This window comes from Enterobacter sp. JJBC, from assembly GCF_036936505.1.
In the GTDB taxonomy this organism is placed as follows: Bacteria; Pseudomonadota; Gammaproteobacteria; order Enterobacterales; family Enterobacteriaceae; genus Enterobacter; species Enterobacter hormaechei_C.
Genome location: NZ_CP136935.1, coordinates 3,926,319 through 3,950,507 on the forward strand (window position 1 = coordinate 3,926,319; position 24,189 = coordinate 3,950,507).

Genomic DNA, 24,189 nt, shown 5'->3' on the forward strand with positions numbered 1-24,189 from the left:
AGGAAAAATTGAGTTTGGTAGACTTCAGGAGACTTGAGTTTGGAGCGGGCGAAGGGAATCGAACCCTCGTATAGAGCTTGGGAAGCTCTCGTTCTACCATTGAACTACGCCCGCTTTGAGGTGCGTAAGGCATTATAGACCTTACGCCTCTTCATACAAGCCTTTACCCCACTAAGTGGCGATTAAATAATCACTTAGCACTTCGGCTTACTGCCCTGCGCCGGAAGATAACGCTGCGGATCGATGGCTGTGGCCTTATAGCGGATCTGGAAGTGCAGCTTCACCGTATCCGTCCCGGTACTGCCCATGGTCGCAATCTTCTGCCCCGCCTTCACGTTCTGCCCGTTATTGACCAGCATCGTGTCGTTATGCGCATACGCCGTAATGTAGTCCTCACCATGCTTAATCATGATCAGGTTACCGTATCCACGAAGCTGGTTACCGACATAGACCACCTTCCCGGCCCCTGAAGCGTAAACCGGCGTGCCGCGTGCGGCAGCGATATCAATACCTTTATTGCCACCTTCCGAGAGCGAGTACGGCGCAACCACTTTTCCGCTTGCAGGCCAGATCCAGCAGCGCTGACCGACCGGCGGCCAGGATGATTTAGGCACCTGATAGGATGGCGTGACTTTGGCTGTTTTACGCGTTGAGGACTTTTTCCCTGAGGAGGAACCGCCGTTAACCTTGAGCTTCTGCCCTACCTCAATAGTATACGGTGGAGAGATATTATTCAGGCGCGCCAGCTCCTTCACGCTGGTTCCCGTGGCGCGTGAGATGCGGTAGAGCGTGTCCCCGCGCTTAACGGTATAGACTGCACCGGAATAACTGCCCATATCCGAAGATTTACTCCCCGAGCATCCTGCTACAAGTAGCGTCAGCGTTAGGCAGAAAACGGCAATGATCGGGTTTCTCGTCAGGCTTCCTGCAAACAAAACAGCTCCTCGGTCAGCGTGAATGGCGCACTATGATAGCAGCCCAAACTGATGCGGGTCATGCCCTTTTCCGCTCTGTGGGCCAAACCGTTCGCATAAGAATGCAGTATAATAATTCCGCTGATGGTGCTGAACCATTAAGCATTTTGGCACTGGAGCATCAATGAGTATTCAAGAACACGTTATTTTGGTAAATGACCAGGGAAAAGTGATTGGCACTCAGGAGAAGTACGCCGCGCACACGTCACACACCCCGCTACACCTGGCCTTCTCTTCATGGCTGTTTAACGCTAACGGAGAATGTCTGATCACCCGTCGCGCCTTAAGTAAAAAAGCCTGGCCCGGCGTATGGACCAACTCCGTTTGTGGTCATCCACAGGCCGACGAAGCGACAGAGCAGGCGATTATCCGCCGCTGCCGCTTTGAAGTCGGCGCCGAAATCACAGACATCACCCCCATTGCCCCGGAGTTCCGCTACCGTGAAGCCGACCCGTCAGGGATCGTTGAAAACGAAATCTGCCCGGTCTATGCCGCCCGCGTAACGAATACCCTCGCAATCAATGACGATGAAGTGATGGAGTATCAGTGGGTGGAGCTGGACGCGCTATTCCGCGCGCTGGACGCCACACCGTGGGCATTTAGCCCGTGGATGGTGCAAGAAGCGAACACTGCGCGTGAAAAACTCAGCGCCTTCGCGGCGCAATAAAAAAGCCCCGGCGATAAACGCACGGGGCTTTTTTTACGTCTTAACGGCTTATTTCACCGGACGCATCGCCGGGAACAGGATCACGTCGCGAATGGTGTGGCTGTTGGTGAACAGCATCACCATACGGTCGATACCAATACCCAGGCCAGCCGTCGGCGGCAGGCCGTGCTCCAGCGCGGTCACGTAGTCTTCGTCGAAGAACATCGCTTCGTCATCGCCTGCCGCTTTCGCGTTAACCTGATCCTGGAAGCGCTGCGCCTGATCTTCTGCATCGTTCAGCTCGCTAAAGCCGTTACCGATTTCGCGGCCCCCGATGAAGAATTCGAAGCGGTCAGTGATTTCCGGGTTCTCGTCATTACGACGCGCCAGCGGAGACACTTCCGCCGGGTATTCGGTGACGAAGGTAGGCTGAATCAGGTGCGCTTCGGCCACTTCTTCGAAGATCTCGGTCACGATACGGCCCAGACCCCAGCTCTTCTCAACCTTAATACCGATGCTTTCAGCGATCGCTTTCGCAGAGTCGAAGTTATCCAGATCCGCCATATTGGTTTCAGGACGGTATTTCTTGATCGCTTCGCGCATGGTCAGTTTTTCGAACGGCTTGCCGAAGTCGAACACCTCTTCACCGTAAGGTACCTGGGTGGTGCCCAGAATGTCCTGCGCCAGGGTGCGGAACAGGGATTCGGTCAGCTCGATCAGATCTTTGTAATCCGCATAGGCCATATAGAGTTCCATCATGGTGAACTCTGGGTTATGACGTACGGAGATACCTTCGTTACGGAAGTTACGGTTGATCTCAAACACGCGGTCAAAACCGCCGACCACCAGACGCTTCAGGTACAGTTCCGGCGCGATACGCAGGTACATGTCCAGGTCCAGGGCGTTGTGATGGGTGATGAACGGACGAGCGGAGGCTCCACCTGGGATCACCTGCATCATCGGGGTTTCTACTTCCATAAAGTCGCGGTTAACCATGAACTGGCGAATGCCGGCCATGATCTGGGAGCGAATTTTGAAGGTCTTACGGGATTCATCGTTAGAGATGAGATCCAGGTAACGCTGACGATAGCGCGCTTCCTGATCCTGCAAACCGTGGAACTTGTCCGGCAGCGGGCGCAGGGCTTTTGTCAGCAGACGCAGCTCGGTGCAGTGGATAGACAGTTCACCGGTCTTGGTTTTGAACAGTTTACCTTTCGCGCCCAGGATGTCGCCCAGGTCCCACTTCTTGAACTGCTCGTTGTAGATGCCTTCCGGCAGGTCGTCACGAGAGACGTACAGCTGAATGCGGCCGCCAACGTCCTGTAAGGTCACGAAGGACGCTTTACCCATGATACGACGGGTCATCATGCGGCCCGCCACGGACACTTCAACGTTCAGCGCTTCCAGCTCTTCGTTCTCTTTACCGTCGAAGTCTGCGTGCAGTTGGTCTGAGGTGTGGTCACGACGAAAATCGTTCGGGAACGGCACGCCCTGCTCGCGCAGCGCTGCCAGCTTCTCGCGGCGGGTTTTCAGTTCGTTGTTAAGATCGACTACCGCGTCAGCGCCCTGTGCTTGTTGTTCAGACATGTTGGTTCCTCATAACCCTGCTTTCAAACTTGCTTCGATAAATTGGTCCAGGCTGCCGTCCAGCACCGCCTGCGTGTTACGGGTTTCAACCCCGGTGCGCAGGTCTTTGATGCGGGAGTCATCAAGGACGTAAGAACGGATCTGGCTGCCCCAGCCGATATCGGACTTGTTGTCTTCCATCGCCTGCTTCTCAGCATTTTTCTTCTGCATCTCCAGCTCATAAAGCTTCGCTTTCATCTGCTTCATGGCCTGGTCTTTGTTCTTATGCTGGGAACGGTCGTTCTGGCACTGTGTTACCAGCCCGGTTGGAATGTGGGTAATACGCACCGCAGATTCCGTACGGTTAACGTGCTGACCACCCGCGCCGGATGCGCGGTAAACGTCGATACGCAGGTCCGCCGGGTTGATGTCGATATCGATATCTTCATCCACTTCCGGGTAGACAAACGCGGAGCTGAAGGAGGTGTGACGACGGCCGCCGGAATCGAACGGGCTCTTACGCACCAGGCGGTGAACGCCGGTTTCAGTACGTAGCCAGCCGTAGGCGTAATCGCCAATAATCTTGATGGTGACGGATTTAATACCCGCCACTTCACCTTCGGATTCTTCGATAATCTCGGTTTTGAAACCGCGCGCTTCCGCCCAGCGCAGGTACATGCGCATCAGCATGCTCGCCCAGTCCTGTGCTTCGGTACCGCCAGAACCTGCCTGAATATCGAGATAGCAGTCAGCGCTATCGTATTCGCCGGAGAACATGCGACGGAATTCCAGCTGCGCCAGCTTCTCTTCCAGCACGTCGAGCTCTGCCACGGCTTCGTTAAAGGTTTCTTCGTCGTCGGCTTCGACAGCCAGCTCCAGCAGCCCAGAAACATCTTCCAGACCCTGCGCCATTTGATCCAGCGTATCTACGATGGCTTCGAGGGAAGAACGCTCTTTACCCAGCGCCTGCGCGCGCTCAGGTTCGTTCCAGACGTCCGGCTGTTCCAGCTCGGCGTTTACTTCTTCGAGACGCTCTTTCTTGGCATCGTAGTCAAAGATACCCCCTAAGAACGTCAGAGCGCTCCGTGAGGTCCTGAATGCGGTTTTTTACCGGATTAATTTCAAACATGGTCTGTTTTCTTTTATGAGCTTGTCAAAATGCGGTGATAAGAGCGGGATTGTACCGAATCCACGCCCTTTTTTATAGAGATTACTGACGCTAAATTGGCCAGATATTGTCGATGATGAGCTGAAGGGAGCGGTTACCACGGAACTCGTTAATATCCAGCTTATAGGCCAGCTCAACCTCGCGCACGCCGTTGTCCGGCCAGATGGAGGTATCAACGTTAAAGGCGATGCCGTCGAGCAGCGGTCCGCCGCCGACCGGTTCCACCATCACTTTGAGATGGCGTTCGCCCACGATGCGCTGTTGCAACAAACGAAAACGTCCGTCGAAAAGCGGCTCCGGAAACATCTGCCCCCACGGGCCGGCATCGCGCAGCATCTGCGCCACCTCCATGGTCATTTCAGCCGGTGAAAGCTCACCGTCAGAAACCACTTCACCCTGCAACAGAGCCGGATCGATCCACTCGGTGACCAGTTCGCCAAAGAGACGCTGGAACTCGTCGAACTTCGCCTCTTCCAGCGACAGGCCTGCCGCCATCGCGTGACCGCCGAACTTAATCATCAGGTTCGGATGCAGCGTATCCAGACGCTCCAGCGCATCGCGCATATGCAGCCCCTGAATGGAACGACCGGAGCCTTTCAGCGTGCCGTCCCCGGCGGGGGCGAACGCGATCACCGGGCGGTGGAAACGCTCTTTAATACGCGACGCCAGAATGCCCACCACGCCCTGGTGCCATTCGGGGTGATACATCGCCAGCCCGCCCGGCAGGGTGTCACCGCTGCGCTCCAGCTTTTCGCAAAGGGTCAGTGCTTCGGCCTGCATCCCCTGCTCAATCTCTTTACGGGTCTGGTTGAGTGCGTCCAGCTCACTGGCCAGCACGCGCGCTTCGCCGATGTTGTCACACAGCAGCAGCGCGACGCCAACCGACATATCGTCCAGCCGCCCCGCCGCGTTCAGGCGCGGGCCGAGGGCAAAACCCAAATCGCTTGCCGCGAGCTTCAGCGGATCGCGGTTGGCAATTTCCAGCAGCGCCTTAATCCCCGGACGGCATTTACCTGCCCGAATGCGGCTTAAGCCCTGCCAGGTGAGAATACGGTTATTGGTATCGAGCGGCACCACGTCCGCCACGGTTCCCAGCGCCACCAGATCGAGATACTCCGCGAGGTTCGGCACGGCAATCCCGCGCGATTCGAACCAGCCCTTATCACGCAGCAACGTGCGTAACGCCAGCATCAGATAAAACGCCACCCCTACTCCGGCCAGCGATTTCGACGGGAAATCGCAGTCGCGCAGGTTCGGGTTAATGATGGCTTCGGCGGCAGGCAGAGTTTCGCCTGGCAGGTGGTGATCGGTGACCAGTACCGGGATCCCCAGCGCATGGGCATGATCGACCCCCGCATGAGAAGAGATCCCGTTATCCACGGTCATGATCATCTGTGCGCCACGGGCATGGGCCTGATCGACCACTTCCGGGCTGAGGCCGTAGCCGTCTTCAAACCGGTTCGGCACCAGGTAAGCCACGTTATCGCAGCCCAGCGCACGCAGGCTGAGTACGCTCAGCGCGGTACTGGTTGCGCCGTCGGCATCGAAATCGCCCACCACGACAATCCGCGTGCCTTCCCGGAACGCGTTGTAGAGCATTTCAGTCGCTTGTTCGATGCCACTCAGCGCTTGCCAGGGCAGCATGCCTTTGACGCTGCGCTCAAGATCGCTTGCCGTACGCACGCCACGGCTGGCGTACAGCCGCTTTAGCAGCAGCGGAAGCGTGTCTGGTAAATCCGCGGTTTCACCCGCATCGCGGCGGCGCAGTTTTATCGGGGCTTTCACGCGAATTATTTACCACCCATCTGTTTCTGGTGCTCGTCGAGGAACGCTTTCATCTCTTTTGGCCCCTGGTAGCCCGGCACCACATAGCCGTTACTCAGCACAATGGCTGGCGTACCGCTCACGCCAAACTGTACGCCCAGCGCGTAATGGTTAGCGATGTCGATATCGCAGGACGCGGGCTTCACGCCTTTGCCGTTCATCGCGTCATCAAAGGCCTTGTTGCGGTCTTTCGCACACCAGATCGCTTTCATATCCTGCTCAGGCTGGCTCTGCACGCCAGCACGTGGGAAAGCCAGGTAACGCACGGTAATGCCCAGCGCGTTGTAGTCTTTCATCTCTTCATGCAGCTTGTGGCAGTAGCCGCAGGTGATGTCGGTGAAGACGGTAATAACGTGCTTTTCCTGCGCCGCTTTGTAGACAATCATCTCTTTTTCGAGCGCGTTCAGGTTTTTCATCAGCAGCTGGTTGGTGACGTTCACCGGCTGCGCGCCGCTCACGTCGTACATGGGTCCCTGAATGATGTGCTTACCGTCTTCGGTCACGTACAGCACGCCGCTGTTGGTCAGCACCGTTTTCATGCCAGCCACCGGCGCTGGCTGGATCTCGCTGCTGGCGACGCCGAGTTTCGTCAGAGACTGTTTAATGGCGGCATCATCCGCATGGGCAAAACCGGAAACCGAAGCTGCCAGCAGGGTGAACAGCGCTAAAGACTTTTTCATATATGTTCCTGTAACAATTCGTCGGCACTCACGCGCGAGGGTGGTGCTGTTGGTGTAGCTGCCGCAGGCGTTCCGTCGCGACATGGGTGTATATTTGCGTCGTTGAAAGATCGCTGTGTCCAAGCAACATCTGCACCACGCGTAAATCAGCGCCGTGGTTTAACAGATGCGTCGCGAAGGCGTGACGCAAAACGTGCGGCGACAGCTTCTCACTGTCAATACCCGCCAGTGTGGCGTAATGTTTAATGCGATGCCAGAACGTTTGTCGCGTCATCTGCTGCGCGCGCTGGCTCGGGAACAATACATCTATGGAGACGCCGTTCAGCAGCCACGGACGCCCGTGTTCCAGATACGTCTCCAGCCAGTAGACCGCCTCTTCACCCAGCGGCACCAGCCTTTCTTTGTTCCCTTTACCGATAACGCGCACCACGCCCTGACGCAGGCTGATATCGCTCATCGTCAGGCCCACCAGCTCGGAAACGCGCAAGCCCGTGGCATACAATAGTTCAAGCATGGCTTTATCGCGTAACTCCAGCGGAAGGTCAACTGCGGGCGACTGTAATAATCTCTCAACTTGTGCTTCGCTGAGATCTTTTGGCAGCCGCTGAGGCAGTTTAGGCGATGCCAGCAGTGCGCTGGGGTCATCCGCGCGGATCTTCTCGCGGTACAGGTGCTGGAACAGGCGGCGCATGGCGCTCAGCAGACGCGCGGAGCTGGTGGCTTTGTACCCCCCTTCCATCCGCTCAGCCAGCAACCCTTGCAGGTCATCGCTTTGCGCGCTTTCAAGCGTCAGCCCCCGATGCGCCAGCCACTCGACCAGCAGCGTGAGATCCCGACGATAGGCGCTGAGCGTATTTTCAGCGAGGTTTTTCTCCAGCCACAGCGCGTCGAGAAACTGTTCGATGAGTGCGAGATCCTTTTCCACATCAGCCCCTTTGGTTCTGCAATCTGGCCATTATGCCTGATTGCCATCGGTTTCTGGTACACTACGCGCAAAGTCATAGCAAGAATTGAGATAGTTACGCGATGAATATTGGTCTGTTCTATGGTTCCAGCACCTGCTACACCGAAATGGCGGCGGAGAAAATTCGTGACATCATTGGCCCGGAACTGGTGACGTTGCATAACCTGAAAGATGACGCGGTTGCCTTGATGGAGCAGTACGATGTGCTGATTCTGGGTATCCCTACCTGGGACTTTGGTGAGATTCAGGAAGACTGGGAAGCCATCTGGGATCAGCTCGATTCAGTCAATTTTGAAGGCAAAATCATTGCGATGTATGGCATGGGCGACCAGTTGGGCTACGGGGAGTGGTTCCTCGACGCGCTCGGCATGCTGCATGACAAACTGGCGCCAAAGGGCGCGACGTTTATCGGCTACTGGCCTACGGAAGGCTATGAGTTCACCAGCCCAAAACCCGTCATTGCCGACGGCCAGCTGTTTGTCGGGCTCGCGCTGGATGAAACCAACCAGTACGATCTCAGCGACGAGCGCCTCCAGACCTGGTGCGAACAAATTCTGGGTGAGATGGCCGAGCAGTTTAGCTGATTTATTCCTGCGTCGGCTGTTGCACGATTAGCCGGCGCAGATCCCGCCACTCCGCGGGATCCATACTGTCTGCGGCCAGCCACAGGTGCTGGCGACGGTTGTCCTCGACCCGACGCAGCCGTAGCATCATCCCGGTGTTAAGCATCCACGGCGTCCCCATCATCTCCCACTCTTTTCCCTGCCAGCGCAGGCGAGAATCCATCAGCAGCTTAATTTCACCCTGACGGGCGTTGATTCGACGCTGGCTGCGCACGCTATCAAACACTACAAACGACAGCAAAAGCAGCCACAGAGGGGTATAGCTTAGCGGCCACGGCACCAATAACACCATTGCCGCGACCAGACCGTGGAGCAGTAAGGACATCCACTGTGAGCGCCACGAGACGCGAAGATCAGATTGCCACAGGACCACGTTCCTGATTCCGTGTTTGAATTAATTGCACCATCCGTTGCAACTCGGTGTCGGCGGGCTTGCCGTGATTCATCAGCCAGTTGAATAAATCCGGATCGTCAGACTCAAGCAGACGGACAAACAGGCGCTTATCGTCATCGCTTAAGCTGTCGTACTCATACTCGAAAAAAGGCATGATGGAGATATCAAGTTCACGCATGCCGCGACGGCACGCCCAGTGAATACGGGCCTTGTTGTTAATATCCATGTTCTGTTTCCTGCAATACGTTTGGCACAGTCGGTATCCCGTTCGGTATTCATTATTGCTCTCCGGGAACACCTGCTAGTGTAACGTGTTTTTGACCGTTTCTTTACTGGAATATTGCGAACCTCGAGCAGGCTTCCTGAATAATCCTTATAAAGACAGCGGATTACACTATTTTGCGTAGCGCCACGCATAACCGCGTAATGGCACGAATGGCCTGCTGAAAGCGCTTGCATTGAATACAGTCTCTTTTACCATTAGGTATTATCAAAGCGTTAAGCAATTCAGGACATCACTATGGCATTTACACCATTTTCTCCTCGCCAGCCCGCCGCCTCTGCGCGTCTGCCGCTGACGCTGATTACTCTTGATGACTGGGCACTGGCGACACTGACCGGTGCGGACAGTGAAAAATACCTGCAAGGCCAGGTCACGGCGGACGTGGCGCAGTTGACTGAGCACCAGCATCTGCTGGCCGCGCATTGCGATCCAAAAGGCAAAATGTGGAGCAACCTGCGTCTGTTCCGCCGTCAGGACGGATTCGCCTTTATTGAGCGCCGCAGCCTGCGTGACGCCCAGCTTAAAGAGCTAAAAAAATACGCGGTCTTTTCTAAAGTCACCATCGCCCCGGACGATGAACACGTTCTGCTGGGGGTCGCGGGTTTCCAGGCGCGTGCAGCGCTGAAAAACCTGTTTGCCGAGCTACCGGATGCTGAAAAACAGCTGGTCAGCGAGGGAGCAACCTCCATTCTGTGGTTCGAACACCCGGCGGAGCGCTTCCTGCTGGTAACCGACGAAGCAACGGCGGAACGCGTCACTGACGCCCTGCGCGGTGAGGCACAGCTCAACAACAGCCAGCAGTGGCTGGCGCTGAACATCGAAGCGGGCCTGCCGGTCATTGACGCGGCAAACAGCGCGCAGTTTATCCCGCAGGCGACAAACATCCAGGCGCTGGGTGGTATCAGCTTTAAGAAGGGCTGCTACACCGGTCAGGAAATGGTGGCGCGTGCGAAATTCCGCGGCGCGAACAAACGCGCCCTGTGGACGCTGGCTGGTCACGCCAGCCGTGTGCCGGAAGCGGGTGAAGATCTTGAAATGAAGATGGGCGAAAACTGGCGCCGTACCGGCACCGTGTTAGCCGCCGTCCAGCTCGATGATGGCCGCCTGCTGGTGCAGGTTGTCATGAATAATGATATGGAGCCCGACAGCGTGTTCCGCGTGCGTGATGATGCAAACACGCTCAGCATTGAGCCGCTGCCGTATTCACTGGAAGATTGATGCTGTATCGCCCGGTGTTGATATTCACCCTCTCCCTGTGGGAGAGGGTCGGGGTGAGGGCATCAGACCGCACCTTACAAAAAAACTACACCTGCCCAACATACAGATAAATTGCCAGGAAGTGACACACGCTGCCGCCCAGCACAAAGCCGTGCCAGATGGCATGGTTGTACGGAATACGCTTGCAGACGTAGAAAATCACGCCCAGCGAGTAGACCACACCGCCCACCGCCAGAAGCGTCACGCCCCCCACCGCCAGCTTAATGGCTAACTGATACACCACAATCAGCGACAGCCAGCCCATTGTCAGATAGGTAACCAGCGACAACACTTTAAACCGGTGCGCAATGGTCAGCTTAAACAAGATCCCCAGTAGCGCCAGGCTCCAGATCACAATCATCAGGCCACGCGACAGCGGTGAGTTGAGCCCCACCAGCAAAAACGGCGTATAGGTACCCGCAATAAGAAGATAGATAGCGCAGTGGTCAAATTTCTTGAGCCATATCTTCGCCCGTTGATGCGGAATCGCGTGATACAGCGTTGAGGCAAGGAAAAGCAGGATCATACTCCCGCCATACAGGCTGTAGCTGGTAATGGCCATCGCGCTGGCGTTGGTATCCACTGCCTGTACCAGCAATAACACTAAGCCGACAATCCCAAAAACCAGGCCAATGCCATGGCTTATACTGTTGGCTACTTCCTCAGCCAGCGAATATCCCTGTGCGATTAATGGTCTGCTCACCATACTTAACTCCGGGAAAACAAAAGATGATTATTCATCGCCAGTCTATGCTAACTGAGAATGATTCCAGTGAACACCTGTTAGCTAAAATAAATCCATAATCAAGATTTATTCTTATAAATCAGTACAATGCAAAAGCAATCCACCGCACAGGTGTAAATGATTTTATTAACACCTGAGTAATCAAGGAGATAAATCCGTCTCCCGCCCTTCGTCATCATGGTATGCTTCAGGAATAGCGTCCGACAGCGAGTTTAGCCATTGTGAGTATGTTCAGCCATTCCGCCATTGCCAGCCTCAACAATCTGGAAATGATGGTCTACAACTATGTCATTAAGAACCGCGATAAAGTGATGTACATGACCATCCGCGAGCTGGCGGATGCGGTGGGCGTTTCCACTACCACTATCCTGCGCTTCTGCCGCAAGCTCAACTGCGATGGTTACTCGGAATTTCGGGTGCGCTTTAAACTCTATCTGGAGCAGAACGAGCCGCAGCAGGCGAATTTTGGTGCCAGTGAAATTATCAGCTTCTTTAAAAGCGTAAATAACGAAGAGTTTGATGCGCTATTAGATAAAGCCGTCGATATTATTTTATCATCTGAACGAATTATTTTTGTCGGTGCGGGCACCTCCGGATCGCTGGCAAAATATGGCGCACGTTTCTTTTCAAATATCGGCAAATTCAGTAACCATATCGACGATCCTTATTTCCCGGTCACTAACGACATGGCTAAAAATGCGCTGGCCATTGTACTCTCCGTCTCCGGCGAAACCGAGGAGATCCTGCGCTTCGCCAGCCAGTTCAGCCTGCACCACTGCAAGGTGCTCTCCGTCACCAGCCATGAACATTCTCGTCTCGCAAAGCTGGCGGACTTTAACCTCTCCTGGCATGTCCCGCAAACGCGTATTGGCGGCGTTTACGATATCACCACGCAAATTCCCGTCATCTATATTCTGGAATCATTAGGCCGAAAACTGGCGAAGAAACTAACAGAATAAAACATCCTGTTTTTTTGATGTGACAAATTACAATTTCCACAAATTGTTATATCGTGACATTTAATTCCGCTTTGCTAGACTCGAAATCAATAAGTCCTGAATTGAGAATAGCAAAGATGAAAAAACTCACCTTACCGAAAGATTTTTTATGGGGCGGCGCGGTGGCGGCGCACCAGGTTGAAGGCGGCTGGAACAAAGGCGGCAAAGGGCCAAGCATCTGCGACGTGCTCACCGGCGGCGCACACGGCGTTCCGCGTGAAATCACGCAGGAAGTGATTGAAGGCAAATATTACCCGAACCACGAAGCCGTCGACTTCTATGGCCATTACAAAGAAGACATTAAGCTGTTTGCCGAGATGGGCTTCAAATGTTTCCGTACCTCCATCGCCTGGACGCGCATCTTCCCGAAAGGCGACGAAACTCAGCCAAACGAAGAGGGGCTGAAGTTTTACGACGACATGTTCGATGAACTGCTGAAGTACAACATCGAGCCGGTGATCACCCTCTCCCACTTTGAAATGCCGCTGCATCTCGTTCAGGAATATGGCGGATGGACCAACCGTAAAGTGGTCGATTTCTTTGTGCGCTTCTCGGAAGTGGTATTTGAGCGCTACAAAAATAAGGTCAAATACTGGATGACCTTCAACGAAATCAACAACCAGCGCAACTGGCGTGCGCCGCTGTTCGGCTACTGCTGCTCTGGCGTGGTCTATACCGAGCACGACAACCCGGAAGAGACCATGTACCAGGTGCTGCACCACCAGTTCGTGGCCAGCGCGCTGGCGGTGAAAGCCGCACGCCGCATTAACCCGGAGATGAAAGTCGGCTGCATGCTGGCGATGGTGGCGCTCTATCCTTACTCCTGCAAGCCAGAGGACGTCATGTTTGCTCAGGAATCCATGCGCGAGCGCTACGTCTTTACCGACGTGCAGCTGCGCGGCTACTACCCGTCTTACGTGCTGAACGAGTGGGAGCGCCGTGGGTTCTCCATCAGGATGGAAGCGGGCGACGAGCAGATCCTGCGTGAGGGCACCTGCGACTACTTAGGTTTCAGCTACTACATGACCAACGCGGTCAAAGCGGAAGGCGGCACCGGTGACGCCATTTCCGGCTTCGAGGGCAGCGTGCCGAACCCACACGTCAAGGCGTCCGACTGGGGCTGGCAGATTGATCCGGTAGGCCTGCGCTATTCGCTGTGCGAACTGTACGAACGTTATCAGAAGCCGCTGTTTATCGTCGAAAATGGTTTCGGCGCCTACGACAAAGTGGAAGAGGACGGCTGCATCAACGATGACTACCGCATCGACTACCTGCGCGCCCACGTGGAAGAGATGATGAAGGCCGTGACCTGGGACGGCGTGGATCTGATGGGCTATACCCCGTGGGGCTGCATTGACTGCGTCTCCTTCACCACCGGCCAGTACAGTAAGCGCTACGGCTTTATCTACGTCAACAAGCACGACGACGGCACCGGCGACATGTCCCGCTCCCGTAAGAAAAGCTTTGAGTGGTACAAAACCGTGATTGCCAGCAACGGCGAAACGCTGTAACGGTTTGCCCTCTCTGCAAGCGGAGAGGGCAAACCGCTTATCTTCCAGACACTTCTTTACAGCTTTTGCGTTGCCAAAATATGTTCGCCCGATAATATAGGCGTCCTGAATATTTGAGGCGAACATGATCAAGCGACAACGCAACGCTATCCTGCTTGTAGCCCTGGCCTGCCTGGTGGTGCTGATATGCACCGCCCAGCGGATGGCCGGGATGCACGCGCTTGTCATGAACGTCACCGCCACGAGCCAATCTGTCCAGCAGGGGCAGGAGAGTACCGACGCACCGGTAACCCCGTGTGAGCTTAGCGCCAAGTCGCTGATGTCGGTCCCGCCTGTTTTGTTTGAAGGCGCCCTGATTGCCGTCACCCTGCTGCTGGCGTTGCTGGCAGCCAGCCCGCCGCGCCGCGAACGGCAGTGGCCTCCCCGCGTTATCTCCCCGCCCCGGTTAAGGGTGCATCTGCGATTATGCGTCTTCCGTGAATGAGCCTTCGCCTGTTACTTCAGGTTAATTCATCATTTACGGAGATAATTTATGTTTACTGTATTCAGGCGACTGCTGGTCTGCCTGCTTTGGCTATGGCTGCCCCTCAGCCAGGCTGCCGACAGCGGCTGGCTGCGCGCCGCCGATAATCAGCACGCCAGCGTCAGGCTGCGTGCGCAACCCGAAAGCACTGGCGAAACCCGCCTGCTGCTGGACGTCGCCCTGCAAAAAGGCTGGAAAACCTACTGGCGCTCGCCGGGCGAAGGGGGCGTCGCACCCGCGATTAAATGGCATCAGCCCGTCGAGGCGAAATGGCGCTGGCCTGTGCCGCAGCGTTTCGACGTCGCGGGTATCACCACGCAGGGCTATCACGGCGATGTCAGCTTTCCCATCACCCTGCGGGGCGACGTCCCGAAGATCCTGAGCGGCGTGCTTACGCTCTCCACCTGTAGCAACGTCTGTATTCTTACCGACTACCCGTTTTCACTGAACATGACCGCATCCGCAGGCACCGGTTTTGATTACGATTTCAGTCGGGCCATGGGCACCCTTCCGCTCAGCGGCGGGTTGACCTCAACGCTTAACGCCACCTATGCCCCCGGCAAGCTGACCGTAACGGCGCAGCGTGACGCAGGCTGGCAGGCGCCGTCCCTGTTTATCGACGGTATGGATGATGTTGATTTCGGCAAACCGGCCCTCACCGTGCGCGGTGATTCGCTGGTCGCCACCGTGCCCGTGACGGACAGCTGGGGCGAGGCCGCGCCCAACCTCAGCGGCAAAACCCTGTCGCTGGTTCTGGCCGATAGCGGGCAGGCGCAGGAGTCCAGCCTGAGCATTCAGCCGGGGAACGCCGCGCCGACGCTCTCGTTAGGCTGGGTGCTGCTGATGGCGCTGGCGGGCGGTCTGACCCTTAACGTCATGCCCTGCGTACTGCCCGTGCTGGCCATGAAGCTGGGCACGCTGATGCAAACCGAACGGCAGGCGCGGAGTCAGGTACGCCGACAGTTTCTTGCGTCGGTAGCCGGGATCGTGATCTCGTTCCTCGCGCTGGCGCTGATGATGACGGTTTTACGCTTAGGCAATCAGGCACTCGGCTGGGGGATCCAGTTCCAGAACCCGTGGTTTATTGGTGCGATGGCGATGGTGATGGTGCTTTTCAGCGCCAGCCTGCTGGGGTTGTTTGAAATCCGTCTCCCTTCCGGCGCCAGCACCTTCCTCGCCACGCGCGGCGGCAACGGGCTTGCGGGTCATTTCTGGCAAGGCGCGTTTGCCACGCTGCTGGCGACGCCCTGCACCGCGCCGTTCCTGGGTACGGCGGTCTCGGTCGCGCTGGCGGCGCCGCTTCCCCTGCTGTGGGGGATCTTCCTGGCGATGGGTATCGGCATGAGCCTGCCGTGGCTGCTGGTGGCGGCCTGGCCGGGGCTGGCCCAGCGCTTGCCGCGTCCGGGACGCTGGATGAACGTCGTACGCGTAGTGCTGGGGATAATGATGCTCGGCTCATCGCTGTGGCTGCTGAGCCTGCTGACGGTGCACATTGGCAGCCTGCCCGTCATCACGCTGGGCGTGCTCCTGATCCTTACGCTGCTGCTGGTCACCGCCTGGCGCTACCGCTGGCAAACGGCACTGCGCGCCGGGGTATTAGCTGTAGTGGTGGCCGGAGCAGTCGCGTTTGTATCCGGCTCCGGCGGCGAGGGTTCCCGCCGCGATCGTATCCACTGGCAACCGCTCAGCGAGCAGGCCATTACCCGCGCGCTGGCGGAGAACAAACGGGTGTTCGTCGACGTGACCGCCGACTGGTGCGTGACCTGTAAAGCCAATAAATACAACGTGCTGCTGCGCGACGACGTGCAGGATGCGCTCTCCGCCCCGGACGTTGTCGCCCTGCGCGGCGACTGGAGCCGCCCCTCAGATACCATCAGCCAGTTCTTAACCACGCGCGGCAGCGCCGCCGTGCCGTTTAACCAGATCTACGGACCGGGATTACCGCAGGGCCACGTGCTGCCTGCGTTGTTAAGCCGCGAAGCGGTGCTGAGCACCCTGTCCGATGCAAAAGGAAAATAACATGAGAGCCTTAATAGCCTTACTTCTGCTGTCGTTATCAACGTTCGGTTTCGCCGCACCGTCAGATGACGCTTCCAGCGACCAGCTGGCAAAACTGCTGTTTAACGACACCAATAGCCCGCGAACCGGCGCGGCATCGCCGAAGCTGACCATCGTCTCCTTCACGGACTACAACTGCCCGTATTGCAAGCAGTTCGACCCAATGCTGGAGAAAATCGTGCAGGAAAATCCCGACGTGCAGCTCATCGTCAAACTGCTGCCGTTTAAGGGACAAAGCTCGGTAAATGCCGCGAAAGCGGCGCTCTCGACGTGGCAGCAGGCGCCGGATAAATTCTGGGCGCTGCACCAGCGGTTGATGATGAAAAAGGGCTATCACGATGACGCCAGCATCGCCGCCGCGAAGGTCAAGACCGGAACGGACGGCATTAAAACGGATGATAAAACCATGGACAGCTTAAAGATGAACCTCATCCTGGCGCAGGTGCTGAATATTCAGGGTACCCCGGCGACCATTATCGGCGACCAGATGGTGGCGGGCGCCATTCCGTATGACGACCTGGAGGGGCTGGTCAAAGAACAGCTGGCAAACGTCCGTGGCAAGTAAGCTTCCGCGCCTGCTGCGCGAACTGGGCGTGTGGCTGCTGATTGGCGTAGCCGTGAGCCTGGCGGTGGACTATTTCCGCCAGCCCGCGCTGCCGCAGAATTTCTCCGCGACGGCACTGCACACCCTCGACGGTCAGCCCGTCGATCTTATCGCCATGAGTAAGGAGCGACCGCTGCTGGTCTACGTCTGGGCGACATGGTGCGGCGTTTGCCGCTACACCACGCCGTCGGTGGCGGCGCTTGCCGCGGACGGGGGTAACGTGATGTCGGTTGCGCTGCGCTCGGGCGATAACGCGACGCTCGAAACATGGATGAGGAAGAAGAAGGCGATGATGCCCACGGTCAACGACGCCAGCGGAGAACTGGCGCGTGAGTGGGACGTTAAGGTGACGCCAACGCTGGTGGTGATCTCTCACGGTGAGGTGAAGTCGATCACCACCGGCTGGACCAGCGGCTGGGGAATGCGCCTGCGGCTGTGGCTGGCGTCGTAGCGTTACTTCCCGCCAGCCAGCTCCAGGAAGCTACCGGTAACATAGGAGGCTTTGTAGCTCAGCAGCCAGGCAATGGCCTGGGCGACCTCCTCCGGCTGACCGCCACGCTGCATCGGTAACATCGACTTCACCCGATCCACACGCCCCGGCTCGCCGCCGGAGGCGTGAATATCGGTATAAATCAGGCCTGGCCGCACGCAGTTAACGCGAATGCCCTGTGCCGCCACCTCCAGCGCGAGGCCGGTAGTCAGGGAATCCACCGCCCCTTTTGAGGCGGCATAATCCACATATTCCCCCGGCGCGCCCAGCCGTGACGCCGCCGAGGAGACATTCACAATCGCGCCGCCCTTGCCGCCGTGTTTATGCGACATGCGCTTAACCGCTTCACGGCAGCAGAGAAAATAGCCGGTGACGTTGGTAGCCAGCACGCGGTTAATACGTTCAGCGGAGAGGTGTTCGATGGTGGATTGTTCAAACAAAATCCCGGCGTTGTTCACCAGCGCGGCGAGCGGCTCACCTTCGCGATCGATGCTGGCGAACATCGCCATCACCTGCGCCTCATCGCTGATGTCCGCGCGCACGGCAAAGGCTTTACCGCCCGCGTCCACGATCTGATTAATGACCTCTGTCGCGGCTTTGATGTTGTGATGAAAATTCACCGCAACGGTGTAGCCTTCGCTTGCCAGCTGTAGCGCGGTGGCTTTACCAATACCCCGGCTGGCGCCGGTGACCAGTGCAATTGCCATTCTTTTCTCCCAATAAAAAAGCCGGGTAGCGGCTTCGCTTTACCCGGCCTACGTTACTACAGGAACAACGTTACTGGTATTCGCTCATCGGTACGCAGGAGCAGAACAGGTTACGGTCGCCGTAAACATCATCAAGACGTTTCACGGTTGGCCAGTATTTGTTTGCCACACCTGCCGGGAAGACAGCCAGCTCGCGGGTATAACCGTGGTTCCACTCTGCTACCAGTTCGTTCTGGGTATGCGGCGCGTTAACCAGCGGGTTATCTTCCAGCGTCCACTCCCCGCCTTTCACGCGGTCGATTTCGCTGCGGATCGCCAGCATGGCGTTGATAAAGCGATCCAGTTCCACCTTGCTTTCAGACTCGGTCGGCTCAACCATCAGCGTTCCCGCAACCGGGAAGGACATGGTTGGCGCGTGGAATCCGTAGTCGATCAGGCGCTTGGCAATATCCAGCTCGCTGATGCCCGTCTCTTCTTTCAGAGGACGAATATCGAGGATGCATTCGTGCGCCACGCGACCGTCGCGGCCGGTATAGAGCACCGGATAGGCGTCCTTCAGACGCGTTGCGATGTAGTTGGCGTTAAGGATCGCTACCTGGCTGGCCTGCTTCAGCCCTTCCGCGCCCATCATGCGGATATACATCCAGCTGATTGGCAGGATAGAGGCGCTGCCGAACGGTGCCGCGGAGACCGCGCCCTGACGGGTCAGCATGCCTTCAATCTGCACCACGCTGTGGCCCGGCACAAACGGTGCCAGGTGCGCTTTCACGCCGATTGGGCCCATCCCCGGGCCGCCACCGCCGTGCGGAATGCAGAACGTTTTATGCAGGTTCAGGTGCGACACATCCGCGCCAATAAAGCCCGGAGAGGTGATGCCCACCTGGGCGTTCATGTTTGCGCCGTCGAGGTAAACCTGGCCGCCGAACTGATGCACCACTTCACACACTTCACGGATGGTCTCTTCGTACACGCCGTGGGTGGATGGGTAGGTCACCATGATGCAGGAGAGTTTGTCGCCCGCCTGCTCGGCTTTGGCGCGCAGGTCGGCCAGATCGATGTTGCCGTTTTTGTCGCACGCCACAACCACCACTTCCATTCCTGCCATCTGGGCAGAAGCCGGGTTGGTACCGTGGGCGGAGCTTGGGATCAGGCAGATATCACGGTGGCCTTCATTGCGGCTTTCGTGATAGTGACGGATCGCCAGCAGACCAGCGTATTCACCCTGCGCGCCGGAGTTCGGCTGCATGCAGAGCGCGTCGTACCCGGTCAGCTTCACCAGCCAGTCGGAGAGCTGGTTGATCATCATGTGATAACCTTCCGCCTGCTCAGCCGGGCAGAACGGGTGCAGCTCAGAGAATTCAGGCCAGGTAATTGGGATCATCTCAGCCGCGGCGTTCAGCTTCATGGTGCAGGAGCCCAGCGGGATCATCGCCTGGTTCAGCGCCAGATCTTTACGTTCCAGCGAGTGCATGTAACGCATCATCTCGGTTTCGCTGTGATAGCGGTTGAACACCGGATGAGTCAGGATCGCGTCGTCGCGCAGCATGCTTTCCTGAATGGAGCGGCTGTCGAGCGCAACCTCTTTGTCGAGCGTATCAACGTCCAGACCGTGTGCGTCACCCAGCAATACGTTGAACAGGGTCAGGATATCGTCACGGGTGGTGCCTTCGTCCAACGTAATGCCGACCGCATTGTGAATGTCGCTGCGCAGGTTGATTTGTGCTGCCTCGGCGCGCGCCAGCACGGCCGCTTTGTCTGCCACCTCGACGCACAGAGTGTCGAAATAGTGTTCATGACGCAGTCTGAGATCTTTCTGTTGCAGACCGCAGGCCAGGATATCGGCCAGACGGTGGATGCGGCTGGCAATACGCTTCAGGCCTGCCGGACCGTGGAACACCGCGTACAGGCTGGCAATGTTAGCCAGCAGCACCTGCGAGGTACAGATGTTGGAGTTCGCTTTCTCGCGGCGGATATGCTGCTCGCGGGTCTGCATCGCCATGCGCAGCGCGGTGTTACCGGCGGCATCTTTCGATACGCCGATAATACGGCCTGGCATGGAGCGTTTAAATTCATCTTTCGCGCCAAAGAACGCCGCGTGCGGGCCGCCGTAGCCCATCGGCACGCCGAAACGCTGGGCTGAGCCGAAGACAATATCCGCGCCCTGTTTACCTGGCGCCGTCAGCAGCACCAGTGCCATAAAATCAGCGGCGACGCTAATAATAACCTTACGGGATTTCAGCTCGGCGATCAGTGCGCCGTAGTCGTGCACTTCCCCGGTGGTGCCCACCTGCTGCAACAGCACGCCGAAGACGTCCTGGTGATCCAGCACTTTTTCAGCGTCGTCGACAATCACCTCAAAGCCGAAGGTTTCCGCACGGGTGCGCACCACGTCCAGCGTCTGGGGATGCACGTCCGCCGCGACGAAGAAGCGGTTGGCGTTTTTCAGTTTGCTCACGCGCTTCGCCATCGCCATCGCTTCGGCGGCGGCGGTGGCTTCATCCAGCAGCGAGGCAGAGGCGATATCCATACCGGTCAGATCCAGCGTCACCTGCTGGAAGTTCAGCAGCGCTTCCAGACGGCCCTGGGAGACTTCTGGCTGATATGGGGTATAAGCGGTGTACCAGCCCGGGTTTTCCAGCATGTTACGCAGGATCACCGGCGGTAACTGCACGTTGGTGTAGCCCATGCCAATGTAAGACTTATAGCGCTTGTTAAGGCTGGCGATGGCCTTCAGCTCCGCCAGCGCGGCGAACTCCGTCGTGGACTCGCCTACCTGCGGCGGCGTGGCAAGCTGGATGTCTTTTGGCACGATCTGGCCGATCAGTGCGTTTAATGAATCCGCGCCAACTGTCTTCAGCATCTCCTGCTGTTGCTGAGCATCCGGCCCAATGTGACGTTCAATGAAGGCGCCACGGTTTTCAAGCTGGCTTAAAGTCTGTGTCATGAGCGATGGTTCCTGAAACGTGCAGTGAATGTGTTTTCTCCCTCTCCTAAGGGAGAGGGCTGGGGTGAGGGTATCGTCTGTTCCCTCACCCTACCCTCTCCCCAAGGGGAGAGGGAAATGGCTTATTCGTCTTCCAGTAGTGCTTCGTACGCGGTCGCATCCAGCAGCGCGGCAACCTGCGCTTCGTCGCTGGCTTTGATCTTGAAGATCCAGCCGCCTTCATACGGTTCGCTGTTCACCAGCTCCGGGGAGTCGCTGAGCGCGTCGTTCACGGCAACAATTTCACCGCTTACCGGGGCGTAGATGTCAGAGGCCGCTTTAACGGATTCCGCCACCGCACAGTCATCGCCTGCGCTCACGGTTGCGCCCACTTCCGGCAGGTCAACAAACACCATGTCGCCCAGCAGCTCCTGCGCGTGCTCGGTGATCCCAACGGTGTAAGTGCCGTCCGCCTCTTTGCGCAGCCACTCGTGTTCTTTGCTGTATTTCAGTTCTGCTGGCACATTGCTCATTGAAGTTCTCCTGATAAAAATAGTTAGGCGACCGGCTTACCGGCGCGAACAAAAATCGGTTTGGTCACGTTGACCGGCATTTCGCGGTTGCGGATCTGCACCACCGCCGTTTCGCCAATCCCCGCCGGCACGCGTGCCAGGGCAATACTGTAGCCGAGCGTCGGGGAGAACGTTCCGCTGGTAATCACGCCTTCGCGATGATTGCCATCGGCATCGGTGAAGCGCACCGGCAGCTCGCCGCGCAGCACGCCTTTTTCTTTCATCACCAGGCCTACCAGCTGTTCAGTGCCCTTCTCGCGCTGCATCTCCAGCGCTTCACGACCAATAAAATCACGGTCAGCCGGTTCCCATGCGATGGTCCAGCCCATGTTGGCGGCCAGCGGAGAGACGCCTTCGTCCATCTCCTGACCGTAGAGGTTCATCCCCGCTTCCAGACGCAGCGTATCGCGCGCGCCCAGGCCCGCAGGCTTCACACCTGCCTCCACCAGCGCACGCCAGAAATCAGCGGCCTTCTCGTTTGGCATGGCAATTTCATAGCCCGCTTCACCGGTGTAGCCGGTGGTGGCGATAAACAGATCCCCCGTCTGCACGCCGAAGAATGGCTTCATGCCTTCGGTGGCTTTGCGCTGCTCGTCGCTGAACAGAGACGCGGCTTTCGCCTGGGCGTTTGGCCCCTGTACGGCAATCAGCGACAGATCGTCACGGACAGTGATGTCAATGGCGTAAGGTTCAGCGTGTTGGGAAATCCAGGAGAGGTCTTTTTCGCGGGTGGCGGAGTTTACAACGAGGCGGAAGAAATCTTCGGTGAAGTAGTAGACGATGAGGTCGTCAATCACGCCGCCAGAGGCATTGAGCATACCGGTATAGAGCGCTTTGCCCGGCGTCTTCAGTTTGGCGACGTCGTTTGCCAGCAGATAACGCAAAAACTCCCGGGTGCGGCTACCGCGCAGGTCGACAATCGTCATATGAGACACGTCGAACATACCGGCATCGGTGCGCACCGCGTGGTGCTCATCAATCTGCGAGCCGTAGTGCAGCGGCATCATCCAGCCGTGGAAGTCCACCATGCGGGCACCGCATAACACGTGCTGTTCGTACAAAGGAGTCTGTTGAGCCATCTTTTCCTCGTTGAAAAATTCACCGTGAAACCCGGTGTCGGCCTCGCGATCGGGGGCCGACGCAAACGTTCTCTTTTACCTGAACTTACCACCGAAACCGGCGGTTAACCATAAGGTAAAACGGGTCATCACATTAGCTTATGACCAAAAATCGCTGAAAAGCCTACAGAGTTATTCACTGGGAAAATGCGATTAAACCCGCATAAAATTAACAATGATCTAACAGGATTTAGCAGATGCTGATATTTCATGCGGAAAAATGGGCCGAATTTCCGTAACATAAAAATAGTAAGATTAGATTTTCTAATGCGAAAAATGACGTGAAATTAGATTATTTCAAACGAGGGAATTTCCCCGGCGCGCAGGCCGGGAAAATAAAGTGTGACGGGGATCGAGATTAACGTAACCAGTCGGGAAGATCGTTGAGGCCCATTGCCTGACGAAGAAGCTGCGGTTTTACGCCGGGAAGCGTGTCGGCCAGTTTGAGGCCAATATCGCGCAGCAGTTTTTTCGCCGGGTTCGCTCCGGCAAACAGCTCGCGGAAGCCCTGCATACCCGCCAGCATCATCGCCGCACTGTGTTTGCGGCTGCGCTCGTAGCGACGCAGATACAGATGCTGACCAATATCTTTGCCTTCCCGATGCAGGCGACGCAGCTCTTCAACCAGCTCAGCCGCGTCCATAAAGCCGAGGTTCACTCCCTGCCCGGCCAGCGGATGAATGGTATGCGCCGCATCCCCCACCAGCGCCAGACGGTGCGCGGCAAACTGACGCGCGTAGCGACCGGTTAACGGAAACGTCTGGCGTTCGCTTTCAAGCCCGCACAGGCCCAGACGGTTATCAAACGCCACGCATAGCGCCTGACTGAAGGCATCCGGCGTCGTCTCCTGCATCTGCTGCGCTTTCTCCGGCTCTAAGGACCAGACGATGGAGCAGAGATGCGGATCGGCAAGCGGCAGGAAGGCCAGAATGCCGTCATTATGGAAAATCTGGCGCGCCACGCCGCCGTGCGGCTCTTCGGTGCGGATTGTGGCCACCAACGCGTGATGACGGTAATCCCAGAAGGTCAGCGGAATATCCGCTTTGTTACGGAGCCAGGAATTAGCGCCGTCGGCACCCACTACCAGACGCGCAGTCAGCATATCGCCACTTTCAAGAGTGATAAACGCGTCGTTTTCGCCCCACGCCACCTGATGAAGTTTCGCCGGTGCGATCAGCGTGACGTCGCTGCACTGCTGCGCTTTCTGCCACAGCACGTGGTGGATCACCGCGTTTTCAACGATATGTCCAAGGTGGCTGTAACCCATGCTTTCATCGTCAAACGCGATACGGCCAAAGCTGTCTTTGTCCCACACTTCCATCCCGTGATAGCAACTGGCACGGAGCGCCACGATTTCAGACCAGACGCCAAGGTGCGTCAGTAGCTTTTCGCTGGCGGCATTGATCGCCGAGACGCGAAGCTCTGGCGGTGCATCCTGCGCCACAGGCTGCGGCGCTTTTTGCTCAAGCACGGCCACGCGCAGGCCGCTGCCCTGTAAACCACAAGCCAGCGCCAGTCCTACCATTCCGCCGCCCACAATGGCGACATCAACATTTTGCAC

Annotated in this window: 23 protein-coding genes and 1 tRNA gene; 9 read left to right on the forward strand and 15 right to left on the reverse strand. The window is 57.1% G+C overall.

Annotation, left to right across the window (positions count from 1 at the left end; all coding sequences use genetic code 11):
• Positions 1-40 precede the first annotated feature (40 nt).
• Positions 41-114 (reverse strand) — tRNA-Gly (locus RY075_RS18855).
• Between the two features lie 80 nt (positions 115-194).
• Entirely contained in the window at positions 195-935 is a 741-nt protein-coding gene (gene actS / locus RY075_RS18860; RefSeq protein WP_022651807.1) for an amidase activator ActS, read from the reverse strand.
• Between the two features lie 163 nt (positions 936-1,098).
• Here actS and idi point away from each other — a divergent pair, with 163 nt between their 5' ends.
• Positions 1,099-1,641 carry an isopentenyl-diphosphate Delta-isomerase gene (gene idi / locus RY075_RS18865; RefSeq protein ID WP_003863454.1) on the forward strand — a complete coding sequence of 181 codons (543 nt, stop codon included), beginning with the start codon at positions 1,099-1,101 and terminating at the stop codon, positions 1,639-1,641.
• A gap of 48 nt (positions 1,642-1,689) precedes the next feature.
• On the opposite strand, the gene lysS is transcribed toward idi, so the two are convergent.
• The 5 genes from lysS to xerD form a co-directional block, all read right to left on the reverse strand.
• Positions 1,690-3,207, reverse strand: a complete 1,518-nt coding sequence (gene lysS, locus RY075_RS18870) for a lysine--tRNA ligase (protein ID WP_325773874.1) — start codon at positions 3,205-3,207, stop codon at positions 1,690-1,692.
• A 9-nt stretch (positions 3,208-3,216) separates the two neighbouring features.
• Positions 3,217-4,315 (reverse strand): peptide chain release factor 2 gene (gene prfB, locus RY075_RS18875; RefSeq protein ID WP_096147815.1). Its coding sequence is split into 2 segments (ribosomal slippage): positions 3,217-4,239 and positions 4,241-4,315, totalling 1,098 coding nucleotides; the frame shifts between segments, so codons are not numbered across the junction.
• 90 nt (positions 4,316-4,405) lie between these two features.
• On the reverse strand, positions 4,406-6,139 hold the full coding sequence (gene recJ / locus RY075_RS18880; RefSeq protein ID WP_023314793.1) for a single-stranded-DNA-specific exonuclease RecJ: 1,734 nt from the start codon (positions 6,137-6,139) through the stop codon (positions 4,406-4,408).
• A 5-nt stretch (positions 6,140-6,144) separates the two neighbouring features.
• Entirely contained in the window at positions 6,145-6,858 is a 714-nt protein-coding gene (gene dsbC / locus RY075_RS18885; protein WP_003863443.1) for a bifunctional protein-disulfide isomerase/oxidoreductase DsbC, read from the reverse strand.
• A gap of 28 nt (positions 6,859-6,886) precedes the next feature.
• A complete protein-coding gene (xerD, locus tag RY075_RS18890; RefSeq protein WP_003863442.1) occupies positions 6,887-7,783 on the reverse strand; it encodes a site-specific tyrosine recombinase XerD in 897 nt (298 codons plus the stop codon).
• 101 nt (positions 7,784-7,884) lie between these two features.
• Between xerD and fldB the strand changes: the two genes are divergently transcribed.
• Positions 7,885-8,406, forward strand: a complete 522-nt coding sequence (gene fldB, locus RY075_RS18895; protein ID WP_003863440.1) for a flavodoxin FldB — start codon at positions 7,885-7,887, stop codon at positions 8,404-8,406.
• A gap of 1 nt (position 8,407) precedes the next feature.
• Here fldB and RY075_RS18900 read toward each other — a convergent pair whose 3' ends face one another.
• On the reverse strand, positions 8,408-8,818 hold the full coding sequence (locus RY075_RS18900) for a protein YgfX (protein WP_003863439.1): 411 nt from the start codon (positions 8,816-8,818) through the stop codon (positions 8,408-8,410).
• Positions 8,799-9,065 (reverse strand): FAD assembly factor SdhE, encoded by a 267-nt coding sequence (gene sdhE, locus RY075_RS18905; protein WP_003863437.1) that lies wholly within the window; start codon positions 9,063-9,065, stop codon positions 8,799-8,801. Before sdhE ends, RY075_RS18900 begins: the two co-directional genes overlap by 20 nt.
• 294 nt (positions 9,066-9,359) lie before the next feature.
• Between sdhE and ygfZ the strand changes: the two genes are divergently transcribed.
• The gene (gene ygfZ / locus RY075_RS18910; RefSeq protein ID WP_022649306.1) at positions 9,360-10,340 is read left to right on the forward strand and encodes a tRNA-modifying protein YgfZ; all 981 of its coding nucleotides are present in this window, start codon (positions 9,360-9,362) and stop codon (positions 10,338-10,340) included.
• 85 nt (positions 10,341-10,425) lie between these two features.
• On the opposite strand, the gene RY075_RS18915 is transcribed toward ygfZ, so the two are convergent.
• The gene (locus RY075_RS18915) at positions 10,426-11,085 is read right to left on the reverse strand and encodes a hemolysin III family protein (RefSeq protein ID WP_003863433.1); all 660 of its coding nucleotides are present in this window, start codon (positions 11,083-11,085) and stop codon (positions 10,426-10,428) included.
• Between the two features lie 266 nt (positions 11,086-11,351).
• Here RY075_RS18915 and RY075_RS18920 point away from each other — a divergent pair, with 266 nt between their 5' ends.
• The 6 genes from RY075_RS18920 to RY075_RS18945 all read left to right on the forward strand — a co-directional run bounded on the left by RY075_RS18920 (position 11,352) and on the right by RY075_RS18945 (position 17,269).
• Positions 11,352-12,083, forward strand: coding sequence for a MurR/RpiR family transcriptional regulator (locus RY075_RS18920; RefSeq protein ID WP_003863431.1), 732 nt, complete (start codon positions 11,352-11,354; stop codon positions 12,081-12,083).
• Positions 12,084-12,199: 116 nt separating this feature from the next.
• Positions 12,200-13,633, forward strand: a complete 1,434-nt coding sequence (gene bglA, locus RY075_RS18925) for a 6-phospho-beta-glucosidase BglA (protein WP_325773875.1) — start codon at positions 12,200-12,202, stop codon at positions 13,631-13,633.
• A 124-nt stretch (positions 13,634-13,757) separates the two neighbouring features.
• A complete protein-coding gene (locus RY075_RS18930; RefSeq protein WP_003863427.1) occupies positions 13,758-14,117 on the forward strand; it encodes a hypothetical protein in 360 nt (119 codons plus the stop codon).
• 48 nt (positions 14,118-14,165) lie between these two features.
• A complete protein-coding gene (locus tag RY075_RS18935; RefSeq protein WP_325773876.1) occupies positions 14,166-16,175 on the forward strand; it encodes a protein-disulfide reductase DsbD domain-containing protein in 2,010 nt (669 codons plus the stop codon).
• A 1-nt stretch (position 16,176) separates the two neighbouring features.
• Complete coding sequence (locus RY075_RS18940; RefSeq protein WP_003863423.1) at positions 16,177-16,779, forward strand: DsbA family protein; 603 nt, start codon at positions 16,177-16,179, stop codon at positions 16,777-16,779.
• Positions 16,769-17,269 (forward strand): protein disulfide oxidoreductase, encoded by a 501-nt coding sequence (locus RY075_RS18945; protein WP_032634255.1) that lies wholly within the window; start codon positions 16,769-16,771, stop codon positions 17,267-17,269. The genes RY075_RS18940 and RY075_RS18945 overlap by 11 nt, the downstream gene beginning before the upstream one ends.
• A gap of 2 nt (positions 17,270-17,271) precedes the next feature.
• Here RY075_RS18945 and RY075_RS18950 read toward each other — a convergent pair whose 3' ends face one another.
• The 5 genes from RY075_RS18950 to ubiI all read right to left on the reverse strand — a co-directional run bounded on the left by RY075_RS18950 (position 17,272) and on the right by ubiI (position 24,189).
• Positions 17,272-18,015 (reverse strand): SDR family oxidoreductase, encoded by a 744-nt coding sequence (locus RY075_RS18950; RefSeq protein WP_325773877.1) that lies wholly within the window; start codon positions 18,013-18,015, stop codon positions 17,272-17,274.
• 70 nt (positions 18,016-18,085) lie between these two features.
• Positions 18,086-20,959 carry an aminomethyl-transferring glycine dehydrogenase gene (gene gcvP, locus RY075_RS18955; protein WP_338627892.1) on the reverse strand — a complete coding sequence of 958 codons (2,874 nt, stop codon included), beginning with the start codon at positions 20,957-20,959 and terminating at the stop codon, positions 18,086-18,088.
• Between the two features lie 122 nt (positions 20,960-21,081).
• On the reverse strand, positions 21,082-21,471 hold the full coding sequence (gene gcvH / locus RY075_RS18960; protein ID WP_006811885.1) for a glycine cleavage system protein GcvH: 390 nt from the start codon (positions 21,469-21,471) through the stop codon (positions 21,082-21,084).
• Between the two features lie 23 nt (positions 21,472-21,494).
• On the reverse strand, positions 21,495-22,589 hold the full coding sequence (gcvT, locus tag RY075_RS18965) for a glycine cleavage system aminomethyltransferase GcvT (protein ID WP_058647787.1): 1,095 nt from the start codon (positions 22,587-22,589) through the stop codon (positions 21,495-21,497).
• Positions 22,590-22,986: 397 nt separating this feature from the next.
• Positions 22,987-24,189 (reverse strand): FAD-dependent 2-octaprenylphenol hydroxylase, encoded by a 1,203-nt coding sequence (gene ubiI / locus RY075_RS18970; RefSeq protein WP_302378152.1) that lies wholly within the window; start codon positions 24,187-24,189, stop codon positions 22,987-22,989.

What these genes read in the sequence shown, in the direction of transcription:
- idi (WP_003863454.1), top strand. Translation starts at nt 1,099, where the DNA reads ATGAGTATTCAAGAACACGTTATTTTGGTAAATGACCAGGGAAAAGTG.
- lysS (WP_325773874.1), bottom strand. Translation starts at nt 3,207, where the DNA reads ATGTCTGAACAACAAGCACAGGGCGCTGACGCGGTAGTCGATCTTAAC.
- dsbC (WP_003863443.1), bottom strand. Translation starts at nt 6,858, where the DNA reads ATGAAAAAGTCTTTAGCGCTGTTCACCCTGCTGGCAGCTTCGGTTTCC.
- fldB (WP_003863440.1), top strand. Translation starts at nt 7,885, where the DNA reads ATGAATATTGGTCTGTTCTATGGTTCCAGCACCTGCTACACCGAAATG.
- sdhE (WP_003863437.1), bottom strand. Translation starts at nt 9,065, where the DNA reads ATGGATATTAACAACAAGGCCCGTATTCACTGGGCGTGCCGTCGCGGC.
- ygfZ (WP_022649306.1), top strand. Translation starts at nt 9,360, where the DNA reads ATGGCATTTACACCATTTTCTCCTCGCCAGCCCGCCGCCTCTGCGCGT.
- RY075_RS18915 (WP_003863433.1), bottom strand. Translation starts at nt 11,085, where the DNA reads ATGGTGAGCAGACCATTAATCGCACAGGGATATTCGCTGGCTGAGGAA.
- RY075_RS18920 (WP_003863431.1), top strand. Translation starts at nt 11,352, where the DNA reads ATGTTCAGCCATTCCGCCATTGCCAGCCTCAACAATCTGGAAATGATG.
- bglA (WP_325773875.1), top strand. Translation starts at nt 12,200, where the DNA reads ATGAAAAAACTCACCTTACCGAAAGATTTTTTATGGGGCGGCGCGGTG.
- RY075_RS18930 (WP_003863427.1), top strand. Translation starts at nt 13,758, where the DNA reads ATGATCAAGCGACAACGCAACGCTATCCTGCTTGTAGCCCTGGCCTGC.
- RY075_RS18935 (WP_325773876.1), top strand. Translation starts at nt 14,166, where the DNA reads ATGTTTACTGTATTCAGGCGACTGCTGGTCTGCCTGCTTTGGCTATGG.
- RY075_RS18940 (WP_003863423.1), top strand. Translation starts at nt 16,177, where the DNA reads ATGAGAGCCTTAATAGCCTTACTTCTGCTGTCGTTATCAACGTTCGGT.
- RY075_RS18950 (WP_325773877.1), bottom strand. Translation starts at nt 18,015, where the DNA reads ATGGCAATTGCACTGGTCACCGGCGCCAGCCGGGGTATTGGTAAAGCC.
- gcvP (WP_338627892.1), bottom strand. Translation starts at nt 20,959, where the DNA reads ATGACACAGACTTTAAGCCAGCTTGAAAACCGTGGCGCCTTCATTGAA.
- gcvH (WP_006811885.1), bottom strand. Translation starts at nt 21,471, where the DNA reads ATGAGCAATGTGCCAGCAGAACTGAAATACAGCAAAGAACACGAGTGG.
- gcvT (WP_058647787.1), bottom strand. Translation starts at nt 22,589, where the DNA reads ATGGCTCAACAGACTCCTTTGTACGAACAGCACGTGTTATGCGGTGCC.